The 19,215-nt window shown below is 56.9% G+C and carries 20 protein-coding genes; 6 read left to right on the top strand and 14 right to left on the bottom strand.

Going from position 1 to position 19,215, the window contains the following annotated elements:
• Entirely contained in the window at window positions 1-1,011 is a 1,011-nt protein-coding gene (gene cobT, locus ACR0DY_RS13345; RefSeq protein WP_480545661.1) for a nicotinate-nucleotide--dimethylbenzimidazole phosphoribosyltransferase, read from the bottom strand.
• Window positions 1,012-1,041: 30 nt separating this feature from the next.
• On the opposite strand from cobT, the gene cobS reads away from it, so the two are divergent.
• On the top strand, window positions 1,042-1,854 hold the full coding sequence (gene cobS / locus ACR0DY_RS13340) for an adenosylcobinamide-GDP ribazoletransferase (protein ID WP_480485943.1): 813 nt from the start codon (window positions 1,042-1,044) through the stop codon (window positions 1,852-1,854).
• Here cobS and ACR0DY_RS13335 read toward each other — a convergent pair.
• The 6 genes from ACR0DY_RS13335 to ACR0DY_RS13310 form a co-directional block, all read right to left on the bottom strand.
• Window positions 1,851-2,612 (bottom strand): potassium channel family protein, encoded by a 762-nt coding sequence (locus tag ACR0DY_RS13335; RefSeq protein ID WP_480485945.1) that lies wholly within the window; start codon window positions 2,610-2,612, stop codon window positions 1,851-1,853. The genes cobS and ACR0DY_RS13335 overlap by 4 nt on opposite strands.
• 117 nt (window positions 2,613-2,729) lie before the next feature.
• Window positions 2,730-3,239, bottom strand: a complete 510-nt coding sequence (locus ACR0DY_RS13330; protein ID WP_209504207.1) for a CarD family transcriptional regulator — start codon at window positions 3,237-3,239, stop codon at window positions 2,730-2,732.
• Window positions 3,240-3,518: 279 nt separating this feature from the next.
• On the bottom strand, window positions 3,519-3,857 hold the full coding sequence (fdxA, locus tag ACR0DY_RS13325; RefSeq protein ID WP_170616129.1) for a ferredoxin FdxA: 339 nt from the start codon (window positions 3,855-3,857) through the stop codon (window positions 3,519-3,521).
• 66 nt (window positions 3,858-3,923) lie between these two features.
• Window positions 3,924-4,289, bottom strand: coding sequence for an RNA-binding S4 domain-containing protein (locus tag ACR0DY_RS13320; protein ID WP_209504209.1), 366 nt, complete (start codon window positions 4,287-4,289; stop codon window positions 3,924-3,926).
• A 6-nt stretch (window positions 4,290-4,295) separates the two neighbouring features.
• Window positions 4,296-7,121, bottom strand: coding sequence for a helicase-related protein (locus tag ACR0DY_RS13315; protein WP_480545662.1), 2,826 nt, complete (start codon window positions 7,119-7,121; stop codon window positions 4,296-4,298).
• Between the two features lie 20 nt (window positions 7,122-7,141).
• Window positions 7,142-7,711 (bottom strand): tetratricopeptide repeat protein, encoded by a 570-nt coding sequence (locus ACR0DY_RS13310; RefSeq protein WP_480505551.1) that lies wholly within the window; start codon window positions 7,709-7,711, stop codon window positions 7,142-7,144.
• Between the two features lie 69 nt (window positions 7,712-7,780).
• On the opposite strand from ACR0DY_RS13310, the gene ACR0DY_RS13305 reads away from it, so the two are divergent.
• From ACR0DY_RS13305 to ACR0DY_RS13290, 4 genes are all read left to right on the top strand, one after another.
• Window positions 7,781-8,071: an SCP2 sterol-binding domain-containing protein gene (locus ACR0DY_RS13305; protein ID WP_209504212.1), complete on the top strand. Its 291-nt coding sequence runs from the start codon at window positions 7,781-7,783 to the stop codon at window positions 8,069-8,071.
• Complete coding sequence (locus ACR0DY_RS13300; RefSeq protein ID WP_480537622.1) at window positions 8,071-9,045, top strand: alpha/beta hydrolase; 975 nt, start codon at window positions 8,071-8,073, stop codon at window positions 9,043-9,045. Before ACR0DY_RS13305 ends, ACR0DY_RS13300 begins: the two co-directional genes overlap by 1 nt.
• Window positions 9,046-9,130: 85 nt before the next feature.
• Entirely contained in the window at window positions 9,131-10,951 is a 1,821-nt protein-coding gene (locus ACR0DY_RS13295) for a M3 family oligoendopeptidase (RefSeq protein ID WP_480545663.1), read from the top strand.
• A 145-nt stretch (window positions 10,952-11,096) separates the two neighbouring features.
• Window positions 11,097-11,474, top strand: coding sequence for a hypothetical protein (locus tag ACR0DY_RS13290; RefSeq protein WP_480481376.1), 378 nt, complete (start codon window positions 11,097-11,099; stop codon window positions 11,472-11,474).
• 39 nt (window positions 11,475-11,513) lie between these two features.
• On the opposite strand, the gene ACR0DY_RS13285 is transcribed toward ACR0DY_RS13290, so the two are convergent.
• From ACR0DY_RS13285 to ACR0DY_RS13270, 4 genes are all read right to left on the bottom strand, one after another.
• Complete coding sequence (locus tag ACR0DY_RS13285; protein ID WP_480481378.1) at window positions 11,514-11,783, bottom strand: DksA/TraR family C4-type zinc finger protein; 270 nt, start codon at window positions 11,781-11,783, stop codon at window positions 11,514-11,516.
• A 59-nt stretch (window positions 11,784-11,842) separates the two neighbouring features.
• A complete protein-coding gene (locus tag ACR0DY_RS13280) occupies window positions 11,843-12,817 on the bottom strand; it encodes a Gfo/Idh/MocA family protein (protein ID WP_480481380.1) in 975 nt (324 codons plus the stop codon).
• 272 nt (window positions 12,818-13,089) lie between these two features.
• The gene (gene rpoH / locus ACR0DY_RS13275; RefSeq protein ID WP_267366971.1) at window positions 13,090-13,986 is read right to left on the bottom strand and encodes an RNA polymerase sigma factor RpoH; all 897 of its coding nucleotides are present in this window, start codon (window positions 13,984-13,986) and stop codon (window positions 13,090-13,092) included.
• A 145-nt stretch (window positions 13,987-14,131) separates the two neighbouring features.
• Window positions 14,132-15,166 (bottom strand): RluA family pseudouridine synthase, encoded by a 1,035-nt coding sequence (locus tag ACR0DY_RS13270; protein ID WP_480481383.1) that lies wholly within the window; start codon window positions 15,164-15,166, stop codon window positions 14,132-14,134.
• On the opposite strand from ACR0DY_RS13270, the gene ACR0DY_RS13265 reads away from it, so the two are divergent.
• Window positions 15,165-15,467 (top strand): DUF6476 family protein, encoded by a 303-nt coding sequence (locus ACR0DY_RS13265; RefSeq protein ID WP_209504220.1) that lies wholly within the window; start codon window positions 15,165-15,167, stop codon window positions 15,465-15,467. The genes ACR0DY_RS13270 and ACR0DY_RS13265 overlap by 2 nt on opposite strands.
• 5 nt (window positions 15,468-15,472) lie before the next feature.
• On the opposite strand, the gene ACR0DY_RS13260 is transcribed toward ACR0DY_RS13265, so the two are convergent.
• From ACR0DY_RS13260 to ACR0DY_RS13250, 3 genes are read right to left on the bottom strand one after another with little or no spacing between them, the layout of a single operon-like run.
• The gene (locus ACR0DY_RS13260; RefSeq protein ID WP_209504221.1) at window positions 15,473-17,380 is read right to left on the bottom strand and encodes an ATP-grasp fold amidoligase family protein; all 1,908 of its coding nucleotides are present in this window, start codon (window positions 17,378-17,380) and stop codon (window positions 15,473-15,475) included.
• A gap of 26 nt (window positions 17,381-17,406) precedes the next feature.
• A complete protein-coding gene (locus ACR0DY_RS13255) occupies window positions 17,407-18,462 on the bottom strand; it encodes a glycosyltransferase family 2 protein (protein WP_480485961.1) in 1,056 nt (351 codons plus the stop codon).
• 19 nt (window positions 18,463-18,481) lie between these two features.
• Window positions 18,482-19,153 carry a class I SAM-dependent methyltransferase gene (locus tag ACR0DY_RS13250; RefSeq protein ID WP_209595900.1) on the bottom strand — a complete coding sequence of 224 codons (672 nt, stop codon included), beginning with the start codon at window positions 19,151-19,153 and terminating at the stop codon, window positions 18,482-18,484.
• Between the last annotated feature and the right edge of the window lie 62 nt (window positions 19,154-19,215).

Below are 19,215 nucleotides of genomic sequence, written 5' to 3'. Positions count from 1 at the left end.
TCAGCCGTCCGAAACCCCAGCTTCGGCAAAGGTTGCCATGCCGGAATGACAGGCGACGGCACTTTTCAGAATGTTGATCGCCAGCGCCCCGCCGGACCCTTCGCCCAACCGCAGGCCAAGGCTCAGCAACGGCTCTTTGCCCAATTTCGCCAGCACGGCACCATGGGCCGCTTCGGCACTTTGGTGGCCTGCCACGGCATGATCCAGCGCGCCATCGGACAACTTCCACAAGCAGGCTGCGGCGGCCGAACAGATGAACCCGTCCAGGATCACCGGGATGCGCAACACCCGCGCAGCAGCAATTGCACCCGCCATTGCGACTATCTCGCGTCCACCCAGACAGCGCAGGATGTCCAGACCATCATCTGACGCGTGTTTGGCGACACCCTCGGCCACGACACGGGTTTTGTTGACCAGACCTGCGTCATCCACACCAGTTCCGCGACCTGTCCAATCGGACGCGTCGCCACCAAACAGAGCACAGGCAATAGCCGCAGCCGGGGTGGTGTTGCCAATACCCATTTCGCCGACCACCAAAAGATCAGATTGCGGATCAACGGCCTGCCAGCCAGTGCACAACGCGGCTAGCAATTCATCCTCTGTCATGGCTGGGGCTTGGGTGAAATCCGCGGTCGGCTTGTCCAGATCCAGCGCGTGTACATCCATCTTCGCGCCTGCGGCCCTGGCCAACTGATTTATCGCCGCCCCGCCATGTTCGAAATTCATCACCATCTGCACGGTCACTTCCGGTGGAAAGGCCGAAACACCCTGCGCGGTAACACCGTGATTTCCGGCAAACACAATGACCTGAGGCGCGCTGATCTGTGGACGGGCGTCCCCTCGCCATCCTGCATACCAGACCGCAAGATCCTCAAGCCGACCAAGCGCGCCGGGGGGTTTGGTCAATTGTCCGTTTCGCTCGGCCGCGCCCTGCACCGCAGCAGCATCCGGGCCCGGCGCCCCCGCCAGGACAGCACGGAACGTGTTCAAATCATTCAGTTCAGGCAGCATGAAAGCCTCATTGCATCAGAGTGGTCCTGCGTGTTTAACCGAAGGATCGAAACCAACAAGACCCCGAAAGGCACGGGCGTGCATAAAAACGACACCAAACCGTTTTCCCTGTGGGATGTTCCGCTGGCCCTGGTGCTGTTGACCCGCCTGCCCCTGCCCCGTTTGCCCAAAGCCGTGTTTGCCCGGCAGGCACAATCGGTATGGGCATTTCCACTGGTTGGGCTGGTCGTTGGCGGACTGGCATGCCTGACCGGTTGGCTGTCGATGAGGCTTCAACTGCCCCCGTTTGTGGCAGCCTCGTTGCTGGTCGCGGTACTGATCCTGTTGACGGGCGCTATGCACGAGGATGGTTTGGCCGACACGTTCGACGGGCTTTGGGGCGGTTTCACCCCTGAACGTCGGCTGGAGATCATGAAGGACAGCCAGATTGGAACGTACGGCGTGCTTGCCTTGATGATCTCGCAGATTTTACGAATATCCGCGATTTCCACCATGCTGGCTGTTGGTCCGATCTGGATGGTTGTTGCAGCTTGCGTATTTTCCCGCGCCCTGATGCCAGCACTAATGGTTCTTCTTCCAAACGCCAGAAAGTCGGGCCTGAGCCATTCAGTTGGCACCCCCGGCGCAGGTTCAGCCTGTATCGCCGTGGGCATCGCGATTCTGGTCGCTTTCAGCTTGTGCGGAAGTCTGGCGCTTAACGCGATAGTCTGCGCGGCTTTGGTCGTCGCGGTATTGGGGCTCGTCGCGAAAGCCAAGATCGGCGGTCAAACCGGAGATATTCTGGGCGCGTCACAGCAATTGGCGGAGATCACGTTTCTGCTTGCCCTCAGCGCCCAGATCTAAGACGCGCCCCCAGTTTCAATTCGCAACGTATCGCCGCAATGTTTGCAATGCACGGCGTCCGGGTCGTGCCGGTACAACCCACAGCTGGGGCATTTGTGACGGACCTTCTGTGGCGCGAAAATTGCCTGCGCCAGCCGGACGAACAAGGCCACGCCAACGACCATAATGAAGACGGAAAACATTTTGCCGCCCGGTGTGACCAAAGTGATGTCGCCAAACCCGGTCGTAGTGAGCGTCGCCATGGTAAAATACAGCGCGTCTATGTAGGGCGTTTGCGCGTCTTCGGGGATAAAAAACACCAAAACGGCCGTCGAGGTGGCAAAGACAAAGACCAGCAGGTTGATCGCCGCGATAACAGCGTCCTCATGCGTGCGGAAAAAACGGCTGTCGCGCCGCAGATCCCAGAGCAGATGATATGAATGGATCAGACGCAGGGCGCGTAATATCCGCAGGAAAGCCAGGTTTCCTGTCAAAAACGGATCAAGCACCAGCGAGAGGACGACCACGATATCCGCCACTGTGTAGATCTGGCGCAAAAATCTCCAGCGGTCTTTTGAAATCCAGAGACGCGCAGCGAAATCCAGAAAAATCAGCACACCGACCAGTTGGCTTGCAACGGTTAAGCCCGGCCCATGCGGGATGTGCGCCGTCCCGACAAAGAAAATGATTGTCGCAACATCGAACAGGATCAGTGCATACCTAAACCAGACCGAAACAGGGTCGTGTCCGATGTACAGGTATTTCACAGTCTGCTTCATGTGCGTCCGGTAATCTGCTGCATACACAGTGAAATTAGCGCCACTTGAACAATTCACCAAGCCACGAAAAAGGCCGCCCCAAATTTGGAGCGGCCCGTATTGTCAATGTACCTTCGATCAGGCAGCGCGTGAGGTCAGAACCTCGTCAACCTGTTTGGCGGCTGACACCTCGCCAGCGCCTGAAACAGCCGCGACCTCACGGGTCAGACGCTCCAAGGCAGCTTCATACAGCTGGCGCTCGGAATAGCTCTGCTCGCGCTGATCATCGGTGCGGTGCAGGTCACGGACCACTTCGGCGATCGAGATCAGATCACCCGAGTTGATCTTCTGTTCATATTCTTGTGCGCGACGGGACCACATGGCGCGTTTCACCTTGGCCTTGCCTTTCAGCGTTTTCATCGCCTGGCTGATCACATCGGGCGAGCTGAGCGACCGCAGACCGGACTCGGTTACCTTGTTGGTCGGAACGCGCAACGTCATCTTGTCTTTCTCAAATGAGATGACGAACAGCTCAAGCGAGAATCCCGCGACATCCTGTTCCTCGATCGAGATAATCTGGCCCACGCCATGGGCGGGGTAGACAACATAGTCGTTCGGGCGGAACTCGAGCTTTTTCGACTTTGTCATTCAGTTTTTTCCTTGCTAGCGGACGGGACACGGACAACAAAAGCACCACATGCGGGGACTGTCTCAGCCCCGTCAGGCGGCGATATTGTCACAAATTCAGAACTCCAAAGTGAGCATACTTACGGAGCGCATCCCAATCTCGGTCATCATGTAGATATAGTATATCACAAATTTACGACGCCCGAAAGTTTACCTTACGGGAATTTATCATATTCAACCTGCATTCAACAGGTTGTGCCGCGGTCTTTATGCCAAAACAGGCCGCTTGGAACGAATCACTCAGCCGCCTTCGCCGGGCGCTTCCGAGAAATACTTCTCCATCTTGCCCTCTTCACCGTCACGCTCCTCCGCATCTGGCAGTGGGTCTTTCTTGGTGACGATCACCGGCCATTGTTCGGAATACTTGCGATTGAACTCGACCCACTCCTCCATGCCCGGCTCGGTATCGGGGCGGATCGCGTCGGCGGGGCACTCGGGCTCGCACACGCCGCAGTCAATGCATTCGTCAGGATGGATGACCAGCGTATTTTCACCTTCGTAGAAACAGTCCACCGGGCACACTTCGACACAGTCGGTGTATTTGCAGGCGATACAGTTTTCGGTGACTACATAGGTCATGGTCGGATTCCTGTTTGCGGTTTGAGCGACTAGCTAATTCAGTCTGGCCCGCTCTTCAAGACAGGATCAGTGATCTTCCGGGCGAGAAAGATCAATAGCACGTCGATCTTTCTTGGTTGGCCGACCTTTTCCCTCGAAACCCGGATTTACAAGAGGCGCTTCCTGCTTTTCGGTCATATCAAAGTACAGCGTTTGCGCCTCGGGCGCCGGACCGCGGCGTTCCCCCAGTTTTTCCACACGTATGACGCGGACAATGCGGCCCTGCGAGAAGGTCAAAACATCACCGGGGGCCACGGCTTGGGCCGGTTTCAGCACCCGGTTTCCATTCAGCCGGACATGGCCGCCACTGACCTGTTTGGCGGCAAGGCTGCGGGTCTTGAAGAACCGCGCCTGCCACAACCATTTGTCAATTCGCAGTTTGGCCTCGGCCATCTTGCGTCAATTGCCGTCCTTCAGACCCATAAGCGCTGCGGCGAACGGGTTGTCGGGATCAATGGCCTTTTCCTTTTTCGGTGGCCGTGACGAGAAGGTCTTGGCCCCCTGCGGCTTGCCGCCCTTCTTGCCGTGCGGTTTGCCACGGCCGTCCTGCGGTTTGCCCCGTGGTTTCCCCTTGCCCTGCCCCGGCTCGCGGCGCGGGCCACGGTTCGGCTGGCGCTGACGACCCCAGGTGAAGGTGTAAAACACTTCAACCTCGGGTTCATCCGACGCAGGTTCCGCAACCTGACCCTCTGCGACAGCCTCGGCTGCCGCCTCGGTGCTTTCGGTGGCCTCGGCTGTCGCCTCGGCGGGCGCGGCGACCTCTTCTGAGGCCGCGTCAGGTGCTGGCGTCTCATCGATAACGGCTTGTTCAGCCGCCTCTGTCACAGGCTGCTCTGCCGGTGCCGGTTTGACCTTGCCACGCTCGCCGCGCTCGGCTTTGTAGCCGAGCCCCTGCATCAGGTCTGCAAACTGCTCAAGCGTCATGCCAGTGATCGACAGCATATCCGGCTTGGCTTCGAACCCGCTACGGCTGTCTTCCGAACGAAGCATGTCCGCCAGGCGTTCCAGCATATCGATACGGATCGATCGGTCGCCCGCATCGCGGTAGCCGCACATGGTATCGTAACCTTGCGGTGCATCTTTGGCGACCGGTACTGTTACCAACCCCGGAGGCGGTGCTTCGGGGAATTCCTGCAAACCGCCATACAGCGCCCACAGCACCAGGCGCAGACGCGTCGGTGCGGGCTTCAGCAAGAGCGGCATGAAGATGGTGAACTGGCCAAACCGGATACCGTGCTTGCGCAAGGCGCCGCGGGCGTCCTGATCCAGATCCTTGACCTCTTGCGCGACACCGGCGCGCGGCAGAACGCCCAGCGCCTCGACCATGCGGAAAGCAAACCCTTTCGCCAGACCGTTGAGTTCCTCGTCGCGCGACAGATTCAGCAACGGCTCGAATAGCGCAGCGATCTTGCGGTCGATGAAATGTTGCAACCGGCGCCGCACCTTCTGTTCGACATCCGGACCGGCGGCCTCATCCACAAAAACCTCGACCACAGGCTTGAGAGGTTCGGCCCCGGCAACCAGTTTGCCAACGGCATATTCGCCCCACATCAGGCCGCCCTGATCGGTGAAATCAATTTCGGTATCGGGCGCATTGTAGAAGCGATCGGCACGCAGATGGAATTGCGGCGCGAGTGCTTGCAAAGATGCCGATTTGAGCGCTTTCGCTTCGGTTCCTTGCGCGCTTTTGTCCGGGCTGAACCGGAACCCTTCCAAACGACCGACGAATTCGCCTTCGACGGTCACTTCACCCTTGTCATTTACTTCGGCCAAAAGGGCCTCCTTCTGTTTGAGCCGCCGCAACAAAACCGATGTACGCCGGTCCACAAATCTTTGAGTCAGTCGCTCATGTAGTGCGTCAGACAGTCTGTCTTCTACAGTGCGCGTTTCGTCACGCCAATGTGATTCGTCACGCACCCAACCGTTTCGTTGCGCAACATATGTCCAGGTGCGAATATATGCCAACCTTTTGGATAACGCATCGATATCCCCATGGGTTTGGTCAATCCGCCGTATCTGCCGGGCCATGAAATCATCAGGAATACTGCCGCGTTCGTGCAGGTGGCCATAGATCACTTCCAGCAGACTGGCGTGCTCTGCATGGCTGATGCCGCGAAAATCAGGGATTCTGCACACATCCCACAGCAATCGGATGGATGGACCGTCACTTGCACGGGCGGCAATCTCGGCCTGTTGTGACAGCGATTTCAACACATTCAGGTCATCAGCAGGGCGGGCTTTGATCAGGTGTTCGTCACTCGGGCTGACCTCAAGCGAGCTGATCAGCGCATCAATCGAACCAAACCGGAGGGCGGCATTCCGCCAGTTCAGCTTTTTCATCGGCGTAAACCGGCTGTCCATGATTGCCTGCGCGACACCTTCGTCCAGCGGCGGTGCCTCGCCGGTCACGCCAAAGGTGCCGTCCGACATGCCACGCCCGGCACGGCCTGCGATCTGGGCCAGTTCATTCGGGGCCAGCGGGCGCATCCGCCGCCCGTCGAATTTGGTCAGGGATGAAAATGCAACGTGGTTTACATCCAGGTTCAAGCCCATGCCTATGGCATCTGTGGCAACCAGATAATCAACCTCGCCATTTTGATAAAGTTCCACCTGAGCATTCCGCGTCCGTGGGCTCAGGGCCCCCATGACCACCGCCGCGCCACCTTTAAGGCGGCGCAAAAGTTCCGCGATGGCATACACATTCTCGACCGAAAACCCGACAATAGCGCTGCGGGCCGGCATCCGGCTGAGTTTCTTCGAACCGGAATAGACCAGCTGCGACATCCGCTCGCGTCGGACAAACTGCGCCTCGGGCACCAGCGCGGCAATCGGGCCGCGCATGGTGTCAGAGCCAAGGAAAAGTGTCTCGTTTGTTCCGCGCGACCGAAGCAGGCGATCCGTAAAGACATGGCCGCGCTCGGGATCGGCACACAGCTGGATTTCATCAATTGCCACGAAATCCGCGCCCATACCTTCGGGCATCGCCTCGACCGTGCAGACCCAATACTGGGTCCGAGGCGGCACGATCCTCTCTTCGCCGGTAACCAAAGCAACAACCGATGGCCCGCGGATGGCGACGATCTTGTCATAGACCTCGCGCGCAAGCAGACGCAGCGGCAGACCGATGACACCTGTGCGGTATCCCAGCATCCGTTCGATTGCGTAATGGGTTTTACCTGTATTCGTAGGGCCCAAAACGGCCACTATTCGGGATGACCCGCTCACCTTTGCCCCCTGCCCGGACCTTACAGCGCTGCGCCGTCAATCTGCGGCTTCAGTCGATTCACCGCATTGGTTACTTCTTCGTGGTGGGGATGTATAGCCAATGCCCGTGAATAGGCCTCGTAGGCTTTGTCAGGTTGTCCGATAACCTCAAAGATCAGTCCCAAACCGTAGATTGCCTCGTAATTGTTGGGGTTCAGGGTCAGGGCATGTTCCAGATCGGCAGCGGCCATGCCAAACCGTTCGATCCCGAAAAAGGCCGAAGCGCGCAGGTGCCAGCCTTCAGCAAAATCGGGCGCATGGTCCGTCAGGGCGGTCAGATGTTCCAGCGCCGCACCTACGTCACCGTCATCCAGCGCTTCACGGCCACGTTCCAGCAGCAGATCGGCCGATGCTGAACCGGACTGGGCCCACAGAGCTTGCAACTGCCGATCCAGAGCAATGGCCTGCTCGGGCGTCGATTGGGCAAGTTTTTGCAGCAATTCGCCCTCATCGCGCAAATCCGCCTGTTGCGCGAGGCAAGTGGAGGAAATCGTGACTAGGACAAAAAGTGCCGCGACGATACCTTTGAGATTGTAGATTGCAATGCTCATAACAATAGTCAGTGTAGCGTTGCGACCGGGGATGTCCATTCACGGCGCACTAACAATATGAGGAAAAACATGAGCGAGACTCTTGAAAAGGCAGCCGCCGCTTTGAATGAAAAACTGGAAGGCGGCGCGTTTGATGCCTCGGCCAAGTTTGATATCGCCGATCTGGGTGCCATTGTCCTGGATTCTAACGGTGCGCGGGTCAGCGACGACGATGCTGATGTCACCCTCAGCGCGGATGCCGACACGTTCGAACAGATCCTCAGCGGTGAATTGAACCCTACAGGTGCGTTCATGTCCGGCAAGCTGAGCATTGATGGCGACATGGGTGTTGCCATGAAACTTGCATCGGTACTGGCCTGATGGAGTTCTCGCCGGCCCCCCTGTTTGAAGACGTGGCCGGCGGCCCCGCCGGTGGAAAGGCCCACTGGTTGACGACGTCGGATCAAAAACGCATCCGCGTTGCTCACTGGCTTCCGGGCGGAAAGGCACATGGCACTGTCATGATGTTTCCGGGACGCACGGAATACATAGAAAAATACGGCAATACTGCCAGCGAATTCGTAGAGCGTGGGTTCGCCACGCTGGCCGTCGACTGGCGCGGTCAGGGTCTTGCGGATCGGTTGCTGGACGATGCTCGGGTCGGACATGTCGATCAGTTCACCGATTACCAGCAGGACGTTCAGGTCACCCTGAAACTTGCAAGCGCGCTGGACCTGCCAAAACCATGGTACGTGGTCGGGCATTCGATGGGCGGTGCAATCGGGTTGCGTGCCGTCATCGAGAATGGCTGCTTTGCCGCGTGTGCCTTCACGGGCCCGATGTGGGGAATTTTCTTCACCCCGGTCATGAAACCCCTAAGCCGCGTGACAGCCTATTGGGGCACAGCACTTGGCCTGGGCGAGCGGACGCCCCCCACCACGACGCTCAAAAGTTATGTCCTGTCGCAACCTTTCGAAGGCAATATGCTGACCCGTGATCCAGACATGTACCGGATGATGCAGGATCAGTTGAATGAGCATCCTGAACTTGCGCTGGGTGCCCCATCAAATCTGTGGCTGCGCGAGTCGCTGGATGAATGTGCTTGGTTGATGGAACAGCCCGCCCCAAAAACACCCTGCCTGACATTTCTGGGCAGCCATGAGCAAATCGTTGACCGCAAGGCAATTCGTGCGCGCATGGCCAATTGGCCCAACGGAACGCTGATCGAAATCCCGGATGGTGAACACGAGGTGCTGATGGAAGCACCCGAGGTTCGAGGGCCGGTTCTGGACAAGATTGCGGCGCATTTTCTGGCCAATCAGGCCAATGGCGCATCCGAGCTGGTTTCCTCGTAAACCCTTTCACCTTTGGAATTGGCCGCTTGTGATCCGGGCGCGCCAGCCCTAGATGTTTGCAAAAGCAGTCTACTAAAGGTGATCCATGCGCGACCTTCCCTTCCCTGTCCGTGACGCGAACGCAATCGGTGGTTCCGGCAATCTGGGCAATCTTCCGGAATGGGATCTGAGCGATCTCTATACCTCGGAAGACGCACCCGAATTAGCGCGCGATCTGGATTGGCTGGAAGGTGAATGTGCCGCGTTTGCTGCTGATTACGAAGGCAAGCTGGCTGATCTGGAGGCCGCAGACCTGCTGACCTGTGTGCATCGCAACGAAAAGATCAACGCCATCGCCGGGCGTATCATGTCCTTTGCCGGTCTGCGCTATTATCAACTGACCACAGATGCAGAGCGCGCCAAATTCCTGTCGGACATGCAGGAGAAGATCACGATCTTCACCACTCCGCTGGTGTTCTTCACGCTCGAGATCAACCGGATCGAAGACGATGTTCTGAAGGCGCATTTTGCGGCGAACACGGATCTCGCCCGCTACGAACCTGTGTTCCGTCGCATCCGCGCAATGAAGCCCTATCAGCTGTCTGATGAACTGGAAAAGTTCCTTCATGATCTGGGGGTTGTCGGCGACGCGTGGGAACGTCTGTTCGACGAAACGATTGCCGGACTGGCATTTCATGTCGACGGTGAAGAACTGAACATCGAAGGCACCCTGAATCTGCTGACGGAACAGGACCGCGCGAAACGTGAGGCCGCGGCACGTGAACTGGCTTCGGTCTTTCAGGACAATATCAAAACCTTTGCCCGCGTTCACAACACGCAGGCCAAAGAGAAAGAAATCGTCGATCGCTGGCGCAAGATGCCGACCGCTCAGACCGGGCGTCACCTGTCGAACGATGTCGAGCCCGAGGTGGTCGAGGCCCTGCGTGAGGCAGTCGTGGCCGCCTACCCCAAACTGAGCCATCGCTATTATGAGCTGAAGCGCAAGTGGCTTGGACTGGACGTCATGCAGGTCTGGGACCGCAACGCGCCCCTGCCCATGGAAGACACGCGTATCGTGAATTGGGAAGAGGCCCAAAAGACGGTGATGAACGCGTATAATGCCTTTGACCCCCGGATGGGTGAAATCGCGGCGCCTTTCTTCTCAAAAGGATGGATCGACGCGGCGGTGAAACCGGGCAAAGCGCCGGGGGCCTTCGCACATCCGACAGTTACAGATGTCCACCCCTATGTGATGCTCAACTATCTGGGCAAACCGCGCGATGTGATGACGCTTGCCCATGAACTGGGTCACGGCGTCCATCAGGTGCTGGCCGCCGGTCAGGGCGAGATGCTGTCATCCACCCCGCTGACACTGGCGGAAACCGCCTCGGTCTTTGGTGAGATGCTGACATTCCGCAAGATGCTGGACCAGGCCGAAACCCCGGAACAGCGCAAGGTACTGCTGGCCGGCAAGGTCGAAGATATGATCAATACGGTGGTCCGCCAGATCGCCTTCTACGACTTTGAATGCAAGCTGCACGCCGCCCGACGTGAGGGCGAGCTGACCCCGGATGACATCAACGCCCTGTGGATGAGCGTTCAGGCCGAAAGCCTTGGCCCCGCATTTGAATTCATGGACGGGTACGAGACCTTCTGGGCTTACATCCCGCACTTCGTCCACTCGCCCTTCTACGTCTATGCCTACGCCTTCGGCGACGGCCTCGTGAACGCGCTCTATTCCGTTTACGAAAGCGGCGCGGATGGGTTTGAGGACAAGTATTTCGACATGCTGCGCGCTGGTGGTTCAATGCACCACAAGGAATTGCTGGCCCCGTTCGGCCTGGACGCCAGCGATCCCAAGTTCTGGGACAAAGGCCTGTCGATGATCTCAGGCTTCATTGACGAGCTGGAGGCGATGGAGGGCTGAGACACCCTCGACAGAGGGTGGCGACATCTGCCTAGCTGAAATAACCTGCCATGCTTGGCAATGTCACACCCAAGGGGCTCCTGAATGCCCGCTAAGCGGACAATGCCGACCTTGAGCGAGTGGCGCTAGGATGCCAAAACATCTCATGGAAAAAATTAGTCAACAGTTGCTTTACCAGAGGCTTCGAAATCGAGTGATCGAACTGCTCGATACGTATTCCTCCTTGGATGGCATCGCTACTCTCGGCACCTACGAGACGATTGAAATGGTCAGTGACTGGTTGCCGCTCGACTACGCAGAGGCTCCCAAGGTATTCAGCGAAAAAGAAAAAGTGGTCATTGAGAAATTCATGGCGCTTGCCACCGCTGCAGCTGACGTAACTGAAGAAAACACATGGAACATTGATTGGTTTAAGAATTCCGAGGAATGGGTACGCGTGTCCGAATTTGCCGAAAAAGCGTTAGCTGTCTTCTCTGAACGCGGTCGATTTTCTGAGGAAACTGAAGAAGTCTTTTCAAACTAGCAACCGGTCAATCAGGGCTCAAAGCAGCCGCACCTGAGATCACTTCAACTGGCTGTCCTTCGACCCCCGCCGATTGACGCCGCCACGTGCCTTGAACGCACCATCCCGTTCCTGCTGGCAATCAAGGCACAGCTTCACGCCCGGCAAAGCAACGCGGCGTTTTTCAGGGATCGGCTCTTCGCATTCGGCGCAATGGGTCAGGCTTTCACCAACAGGCCGCTTTTGCGCCTGCATCCGCGCCAGTTCATCCGAAATCGACGCTTCGATCTGTTCGCTCACTGCGCCGTCGCGCGCCCAGCCTCCGGCCATGGGTCATCTCCTGCTAAACGTAAGCAAAAGGATAGCCGAGCCTGCGCGCAAAGGGCAAGTTACAGCGAAACTGCGCCCTCGAACACGCGGTCAATCACCTCTTGCGTCCCCCGAGAGAATTCCAGCGGACAGGGATATTCTGCCCCTTCCCTGACCGAGCGGCAGAAGGCCTCGACCTGAAGCTTGTAATGGTCTGCGCCGGGGAACCGGGTGACCAGCACCTCAAGCCCCGGACGATGCAACTCGACCCGGGCTTCACCAAACACACGCGCATTAAACGGTGTAGTCAGGCGGATCAGGCCATTTTCCCCGTGAAACACCATTTCCTGATGGGGATGCATCCGAATGGACACGTAGCTTGAGTAGGTAAAACCGGGGAACTGCGCGCGAATTTTGGTGAAGATGTCGATATCATCCTGCCAACGGATGGCTGACTGTATCGCCACCGGTTCCTGCCCCGTTGCAAACCGGGCTCCGCCAATTACGTAAACACCGATGTCTCGCAATCCGCCGCCGCCCGTTTCAGCGCGGTTTCGAATATTCTGGGTATCTGCCCGATTGTCGAAACTGAACGCTCCGGTTACGTGCACCAGATTGCCGATTGCACCATCCGCAATCAGTTTACGTGCCAGTTGCCACTGGGGGTGATGCACGATCATATACGCCTCGGCGGCAAGCAAGCCGCTTTCGTCGCGCTTTTGGATCAATGCGTCAAACTCGTCCGCCTTCATAGTCATCGGCTTTTCGCACAGCACATGCTTGCCGGCATCCAACGCTTTCAGGCTCCATTCCACATGAAGATGGTTGGGCAGTGGTATGTAGACCGCATCAATACCAGGGTCCGCCAACAGCGCATCATAGCTTTTGAACACGTTCAGATCGGGACAGAAAGACGAAAAAGGTTCAGCCTTTGCCGCATCTGACGTCGCCAGTGCAGCCAGTCGCGCCCCGTTGGCGGCATGTATCGCCGGTGCCATGTATTCACGCGCGAATTTCGCGGCACCTAACACGCCAAACTGAACCGGTTTTTGCATAACGCTCTCCATAGATGTTTGAACCCCAAAGGGTTCGTGACCCTGCGAGATCCGCAGGATCGACCTGTCACACCTTCATCGAAATGAAACGCGTCCTTGCAGTACCATAGCTTTGGCCCTGCGGCCATTCTTTTGGCTTCACAGTCCGGATAGCGGTCATACGCGTTCAGCAGGAAATGATCTGTCAGGACGCGCCGGGCATGTGCGCGAAGAGGCGGTTTCTTCGCACAGATGAAATACCAGCCCGCAGCTATTGCAGGCTGGCATTGTGGTCAGCTGACACCCAGCATCCCTTTTTCACGTGCCAGATCCCGCATTTTCTTTTGCAGCTTCTCGAACGCGCGAACTTCGATCTGACGGATCCGCTCGCGGCTGACATTGTATTGGGCGCTGAGGTCCTCCAGCGTAACCGGTTGATCCAGCAACCGGCGCTGGGTCAGGATGTCCTTTTCACGGTCGTTCAACACGTCCAGCGCCGCAGCAAGCAACTCGCGACGCGCTTCCAGCTCATCGCGCGCCTCATAATCTCCGGCCTGGTCGGCGTCTTCATCCTCAAGCCAGTCCTGCCATTGCATCGTGCCTTCGCCTTCGGACCCGACCGTGGCGTTCAGAGACGCGTCCCCGCCGGACATACGGCGGTTCATGCTGATGACTTCCTCTTCGGTCACGCCTAGATCATTGGCAATTTGCGCGACGTTTTCGGGGCGCAAGTCGCCCTCTTCCAGTGCACCGATGCGCGCCTTGGCTTTGCGCAGGTTGAAGAACAGTTTTTTCTGCGCCGAAGTTGTGCCCAGTTTCACCAGCGACCATGACCGCAGAATATACTCCTGAATCGAGGCGCGAATCCACCACATGGCATAGGTGGCCAGACGGAAACCCTTTTCAGGGTCAAAACGTTTGACCGCCTGCATCAGGCCCACATTGGCTTCGGAAATCACTTCGGCTTGCGGCAGACCGTAGCCGCGATATCCCATGGCAATCTTGGCCGCCAGCCGCAGGTGCGATGTCACCATCTTATGCGCGGCTTCTGTGTCCTGCTCTTCAACCCAGCGCTTGGCCAGCATGTATTCTTCTTCTGGCTCAAGCAGGGGAAACTTGCGAATCTCCTGCATATAGCGGTTCAGGCCGCCCTCGGGCGTCGGCGCGGGGAGATTTGCGTAATTTGCCATTATGATGTCCCTCCGACAAATGTTTAAGTCTTTAACATAGGATATGGGTAAAGAACCCATCCTGTTCAAGAGGTGCTGCTAACAGTCTGAAATTAATCTTTCATGAAGGAAAGATAAGAAACTCTTACTCACAGGACTTTGCTTATTATGTCAGCGGTGCACGAAGCGCGGCAATCAGGTTCTCCATGTCTTGCGGCAGTTCGGCTTCAAACCGCAGGTTTTCGCCGGTCACCGGGTGCTCGAACCCCAATACGGCGGCGTGAAGCGCCTGCCGGGGAAAGCCGGACACGCATTCGGCGGCGGCAGGCACAAACGCCTTGGTCGCCAGTTTCCGCTTTCCACCATAGACCGGATCCCCGACAAGCCCATGCCCGGCATGGGCCATATGAACGCGGATCTGGTGCGTTCGCCCGGTCTCGAGCCAGCATTCGATCAAAGCCAGACCAGCAGGCGCACCAAATGTTTCAACAACCCGCGCGCGTGTCACAGCGTGGCGCCCGCCATGAAACAACACCGCCTGCCTTTGACGGTCGGTCTTGTGCCGCGCAAGCTGGGTCGTCACACGCATGATGTTGCCCGGCTCAAAGCTGACACCTTTGACGCCGCGCAAACGAGGATCACTTGCATTCGGAACCCCGTAACACACAGCACGGTAATAGCGCTCGACGCTATGTGCTGCGAATTGCTCGGCCAGCCCGTGATGCGCGGCGTCCGTTTTAGCGACCACCAGAAGACCGCTGGTTTCCTTATCGATCCGGTGAACGATACCAGGGCGTTTCACCCCCCCAACACCTGACAAAGCGTCACCGCAATGGTGTAGCAAGGCGTTGACCATCGTACCCCCGGGCGAGCCCGGCGCGGGGTGCACGACCATGCCTGCTGGCTTGTTGACGACGATCACGTCTGCGTCTTCGAAAACAACCTCAAGCGGGATGTCTTCAGCACCGATATGGCTGTCTTCCGCCTCGGCTACAGTTATGGCGACCTGCGCCCCTTCGGACACTTTGGCCTTTGGGTCCTGAATCCGGGTCCCGTCGATCCGAACCGCGCCATCCTCGATCAGGCGCGCCAACCGCGTGCGCGACAGGTTTTCACCGTCTGGCACATCCCGCGAAAGCGCCTTATCAAGGCGAGGCGGCGGATCGGCCGCGATCTGAAACTCAATCTGGCGGGTGCCCATGACTGTCCCTTCCGAACCCCAAGAACCGCAGGAAACCCCGCAGCTACGATTGCTGCGGCGGATGGTCATGCTGCTGACCGCGGTGATGATTGGCGGGGTTCTAGTGACATTCGCCCTGATTGTCATCCGCCTATCAGACCGCACCCCCACCCTGCCGGATCAGATCGACTTACCCGATGGTGCCCGAGCGCAGGCCCTGACCATTGGATCCAACTGGTATGCGGTCGTGACCGACGACAACCGCGTCCTGATCTATGACAAGACAACAGGAAAGCTGCGTCAGGAAATCGCCGTCGAGTAACCGGATCAGTTCGGGAACAGACGGGTGCCGACCCAGGCCTCACCCATCTGCACATCCAGTTCGGGCGTACGCATCTTGCGTTTTCCGCCAAACGGGCAGAGCGTGATTTCTCCCAGATAAATCTTGTCGCCAATTACATAAAGGTCCACCCGCGCAAACTCGACACGTTGCCCGACGGCTTCGGCAATTGCGACCATATCGTCAAACACCTCTGGCTTGGGCTCGGTGTCATCGCTTGTCTGGAAATACAGCTCTTTCGGGATGAAGTTGAAATCCCGGTCGTGGATCATCTGCACATGCCCTCGAGAGCGGTCCCGGTCGACCTGAACAATCTGGACCTTTCCGGCGACAACCCAGAATTTCCAGTCGATGATGTCCTGACCTTCTGCCGCCAGATCCTCTTCAAGGAAATAGCGCGTTTCGATCGTGGAATACCACCATTCTGCCGCCCAGAAGCCGTGGGGAATGGGTTTATTGCTCCAATTGGTAAGCTTTTCCTGGGCCAGGTTGCGGTCTTCTGTGTTCATGGGCCAGGTGATCCTGTGGTTTTGCCCCTGCCCGTTATTGCATTTGAGCCAATAGCTGCCGGGCTCGAGGTCGAGGTCTTCCGGCAACTCAGGCGACGATGAAACCCAATAGCGCTTCACCGGTGTAACGAGGTTCCTGGCTGGTTCTGGGATATAACTTTCCGCCGTCAACTTATCCGCCGCCGACACTTCGGGCATCTCGGCAAACAGCTTCATGACCAGCATCTTCTCAGTCACGGTCTTGGGGTTGCTCAAGTCAGGCAAATAGCGCTGATTGTTGGCAAACCTCGACAATGACATAGACATGGCATTCAACCGCAATGCGTCATTGGCATAGTGATCCCAACCTCGCTGATGACCCGATTGGGGTTTGTCATTCACCCCATAAAGCCCTTTGTCTTTTATCTTATCCAATTCAACCTGGGCCAATTTGAAGAACTGCTCAGAATTTGCGACCTGAGCTACGGACATCACGCCGTTGGTGGCCTCACTGATTTCCTCTTTGCTGATCCGCAAATCCGGAAGCGAGTCGGGAAACTCAATTTTCTGCGGCGCGCCCCGCCCTCTGCGTGGCAAAGGTGCATTGGCAGGACTGATCCCCAAACCGCGCAGCCTTCGATCCAGAAATGAATGACGTTTTACACCCTTGGCAATCCACCAACGCATCCGACGGCCCCAAAGATGGACGGCCTGCGTCTGATCCGTAAGGTACTTTTTTCGAAACTCCCGCGCTGGAATGTCGTTCGCCTGCCCCGTTTGCCGAAACGGCAACGGGTAAAACACCGGGGGTGGGCTGGCGTGTTCTATCTCGCCATGATGTCGCAGAAACCACGTCATGACACCGGGTCCGTAAACACTGTGTGCCTGATCCGAGGCATGAGGCAACTCACCGGCCTTTTTCTGGCGCTCCAGATTCTCGCGTTCCTCACCTTCTACCCAAGGACGGATCGGGAATGGATCAAGACTGTATTCCGTATACGCTTTCAGCGCGGGGCTGTCGGACGGCAACCGCATGATCGCATTGCAGATCGTATTGCGATTGAAGAAGCCGAAAATATGATCCGCTTTCGGGATCGGTTTCAAAGAAATCACATCCGTATCGCACCAGAGAAAATCGGTTTTTTGCATCAGCTGCAGCCTGAAAATATCAGATTGCGGAACCGGTGTTTTAAACTGGTTGTTCATAATGAACCGCTGCGGTTCGTGAATTTCGTTCGCCGAAACCAGTTCGATACCTTCGGGTACATTCTCGACTTCGTCATAGTGGAACAGCACGACCCTGTGTCCGTTCGCGACAAAAGACAAAAGGCACATCTGTTCCAGAAAACTGAGAGGACCTTCCAACCAGAGCATTCCGATTGTGGGAAGAGTATTTTCCGCGGCCATATGCAGTTTCTCCGAAGGCGGGTTTTTCAGGATTCAGGCTGTTTTTCGCTGGAAGACGGTTGCTTGTCTGCCGAAAGACGCGCGTGCAATCCGCGGTCTTTAGCAACAAATTCTACAGCCGGCTTATTAACAAGCGTCTGGTAAAGCGCGTTGTATTCTGGCTGTTTGAGAAGGTCTTCGATCAACGCCTTGTGCCACAGGAATGCTTTTCGGTGCAGCCGCGCAAGCCGTTCGTCGGACTGAAACTCCGCCATCAATGCGTCAACTTCGTCCTTGTACCTGAGGATCGTCTCATCCGCCGCCCCACCCCTGTTCCAACGGTCCCAGTATTCCGTTCCCAACGTCTGGGACGAGTGATTAGCTCGCCCACGGCTGCGCTTTGCCAGATAGGCTTGTGTGGAGCGGACCGCATAGTGATTGATCTGTGCAATCTCAAATCCAAAAGGCGGTGCAACATGATTCCCAAAAGGTGCGGGTTCTTTCGCGTGCCCCCCGGGAACAGACCGGAACACACCTGCCTCAAACTCGGATTTGGGATGCGGGTTGTGCATACCATAGCGGAGATAGACTTCACCCTGCCGGAAAAGCGATTTGACGAACCGGCGCCCCGCCCCGCCCTGCTCATACTCCAACTCACCATCGAAAAACTGCTGCGTCACTGGCGCGTCGCGCAACACATGGCGACCGCTGTTCGAGAATATCTTCCATGGAATGGAAATGACATCCACACCCGGTGTGGCCTCGATCAGGTCGTCCACCTTATGGTTTCCGACATGAATATTCAGAAACTCATCCGCATCGCAGACATAGACCCACTTGGCTTCTTTCACGACGGGCAAACGGCGGGCCTGCCTCAGAGCTGATCTGTGAATCCCGCCTGTTCCCACGCGGTTCCTGTGAAACTCAACATGACCCAGGGCCTCAAGACGGCGCAGAATTCTGTTCGTACCGTCCGTGCAATCGTTGGTGTAAACAATGATCCGGTCGAAACCCAAAACTTTATGATGAGCCACCCATTCCAGAATATATGGGCCCTCATTTTTCATTGCAGAGATGAGGATTTTTTCAGGCTTGTTCGTCACTGCCATTCACCCCAGACGCTTAGTCGCCCTGTTTCTTGCTGTCGTCTTGCGGAGTGATTTTTTCTATAGCGATCTGCGCACCAGCAATTGCCCGGATACGCAATTCACGGGGGTGTTTGCCCAGAAACTCGTTGACGGCCCGGATCACCCCGTCGCCCCACCAACCGCGACGGTGGTAATCATCAAACGCCATGATCCCACCCGCTTTGATCTTGGGAAACAACGCCTCCAGGTCCGCAGTTACTCCTTCGTAAGAATGATCCCCATCGACATAGGCAAATGAAATGCTCTCATCGTCAAAGAGCTTTAATGCCGGCACCGAGAAATCGCGAATGATGCCAACCTTGCCTTCCTCGATCTCTTTTTCGAAGGACGCGACGACCTTCTGGAAGATGGCTTCCATCTTTTCGTCTTCGGTCCGACCGACAAACGCCGTTGTATGCGATTCCTCGCCAATATGTTTCCAGGGATCGATCAGAAACAACTGACTGGGTTCAAGCAATTTGAGGATTGTCGGAGAAAACTCGCCCTGCCAGACACCGATCTCAACAGCCACCCCGCCCTTGGGAAGGCGCGTCAGGAACGTACGACGTATCGCGTCTTTTGTATTCTTGCGCTTGGTTGCCTTGTCTGCGTTCGGTTTATTCTGGCTGCCGGGAACAGCACCGATCACTCTGGGTTCGTTTGACATCTCGACCTCACTTGCAGACGGGTATTGAATTCACACGAAACCCGTTTTGTTTATTGGGCAAT

The organism is Ruegeria sp. O6 (assembly GCF_056535045.1).
Note: the sequence above shows the minus strand (reverse complement) of the source record. Positions and strands in the feature narration are given on the sequence as shown.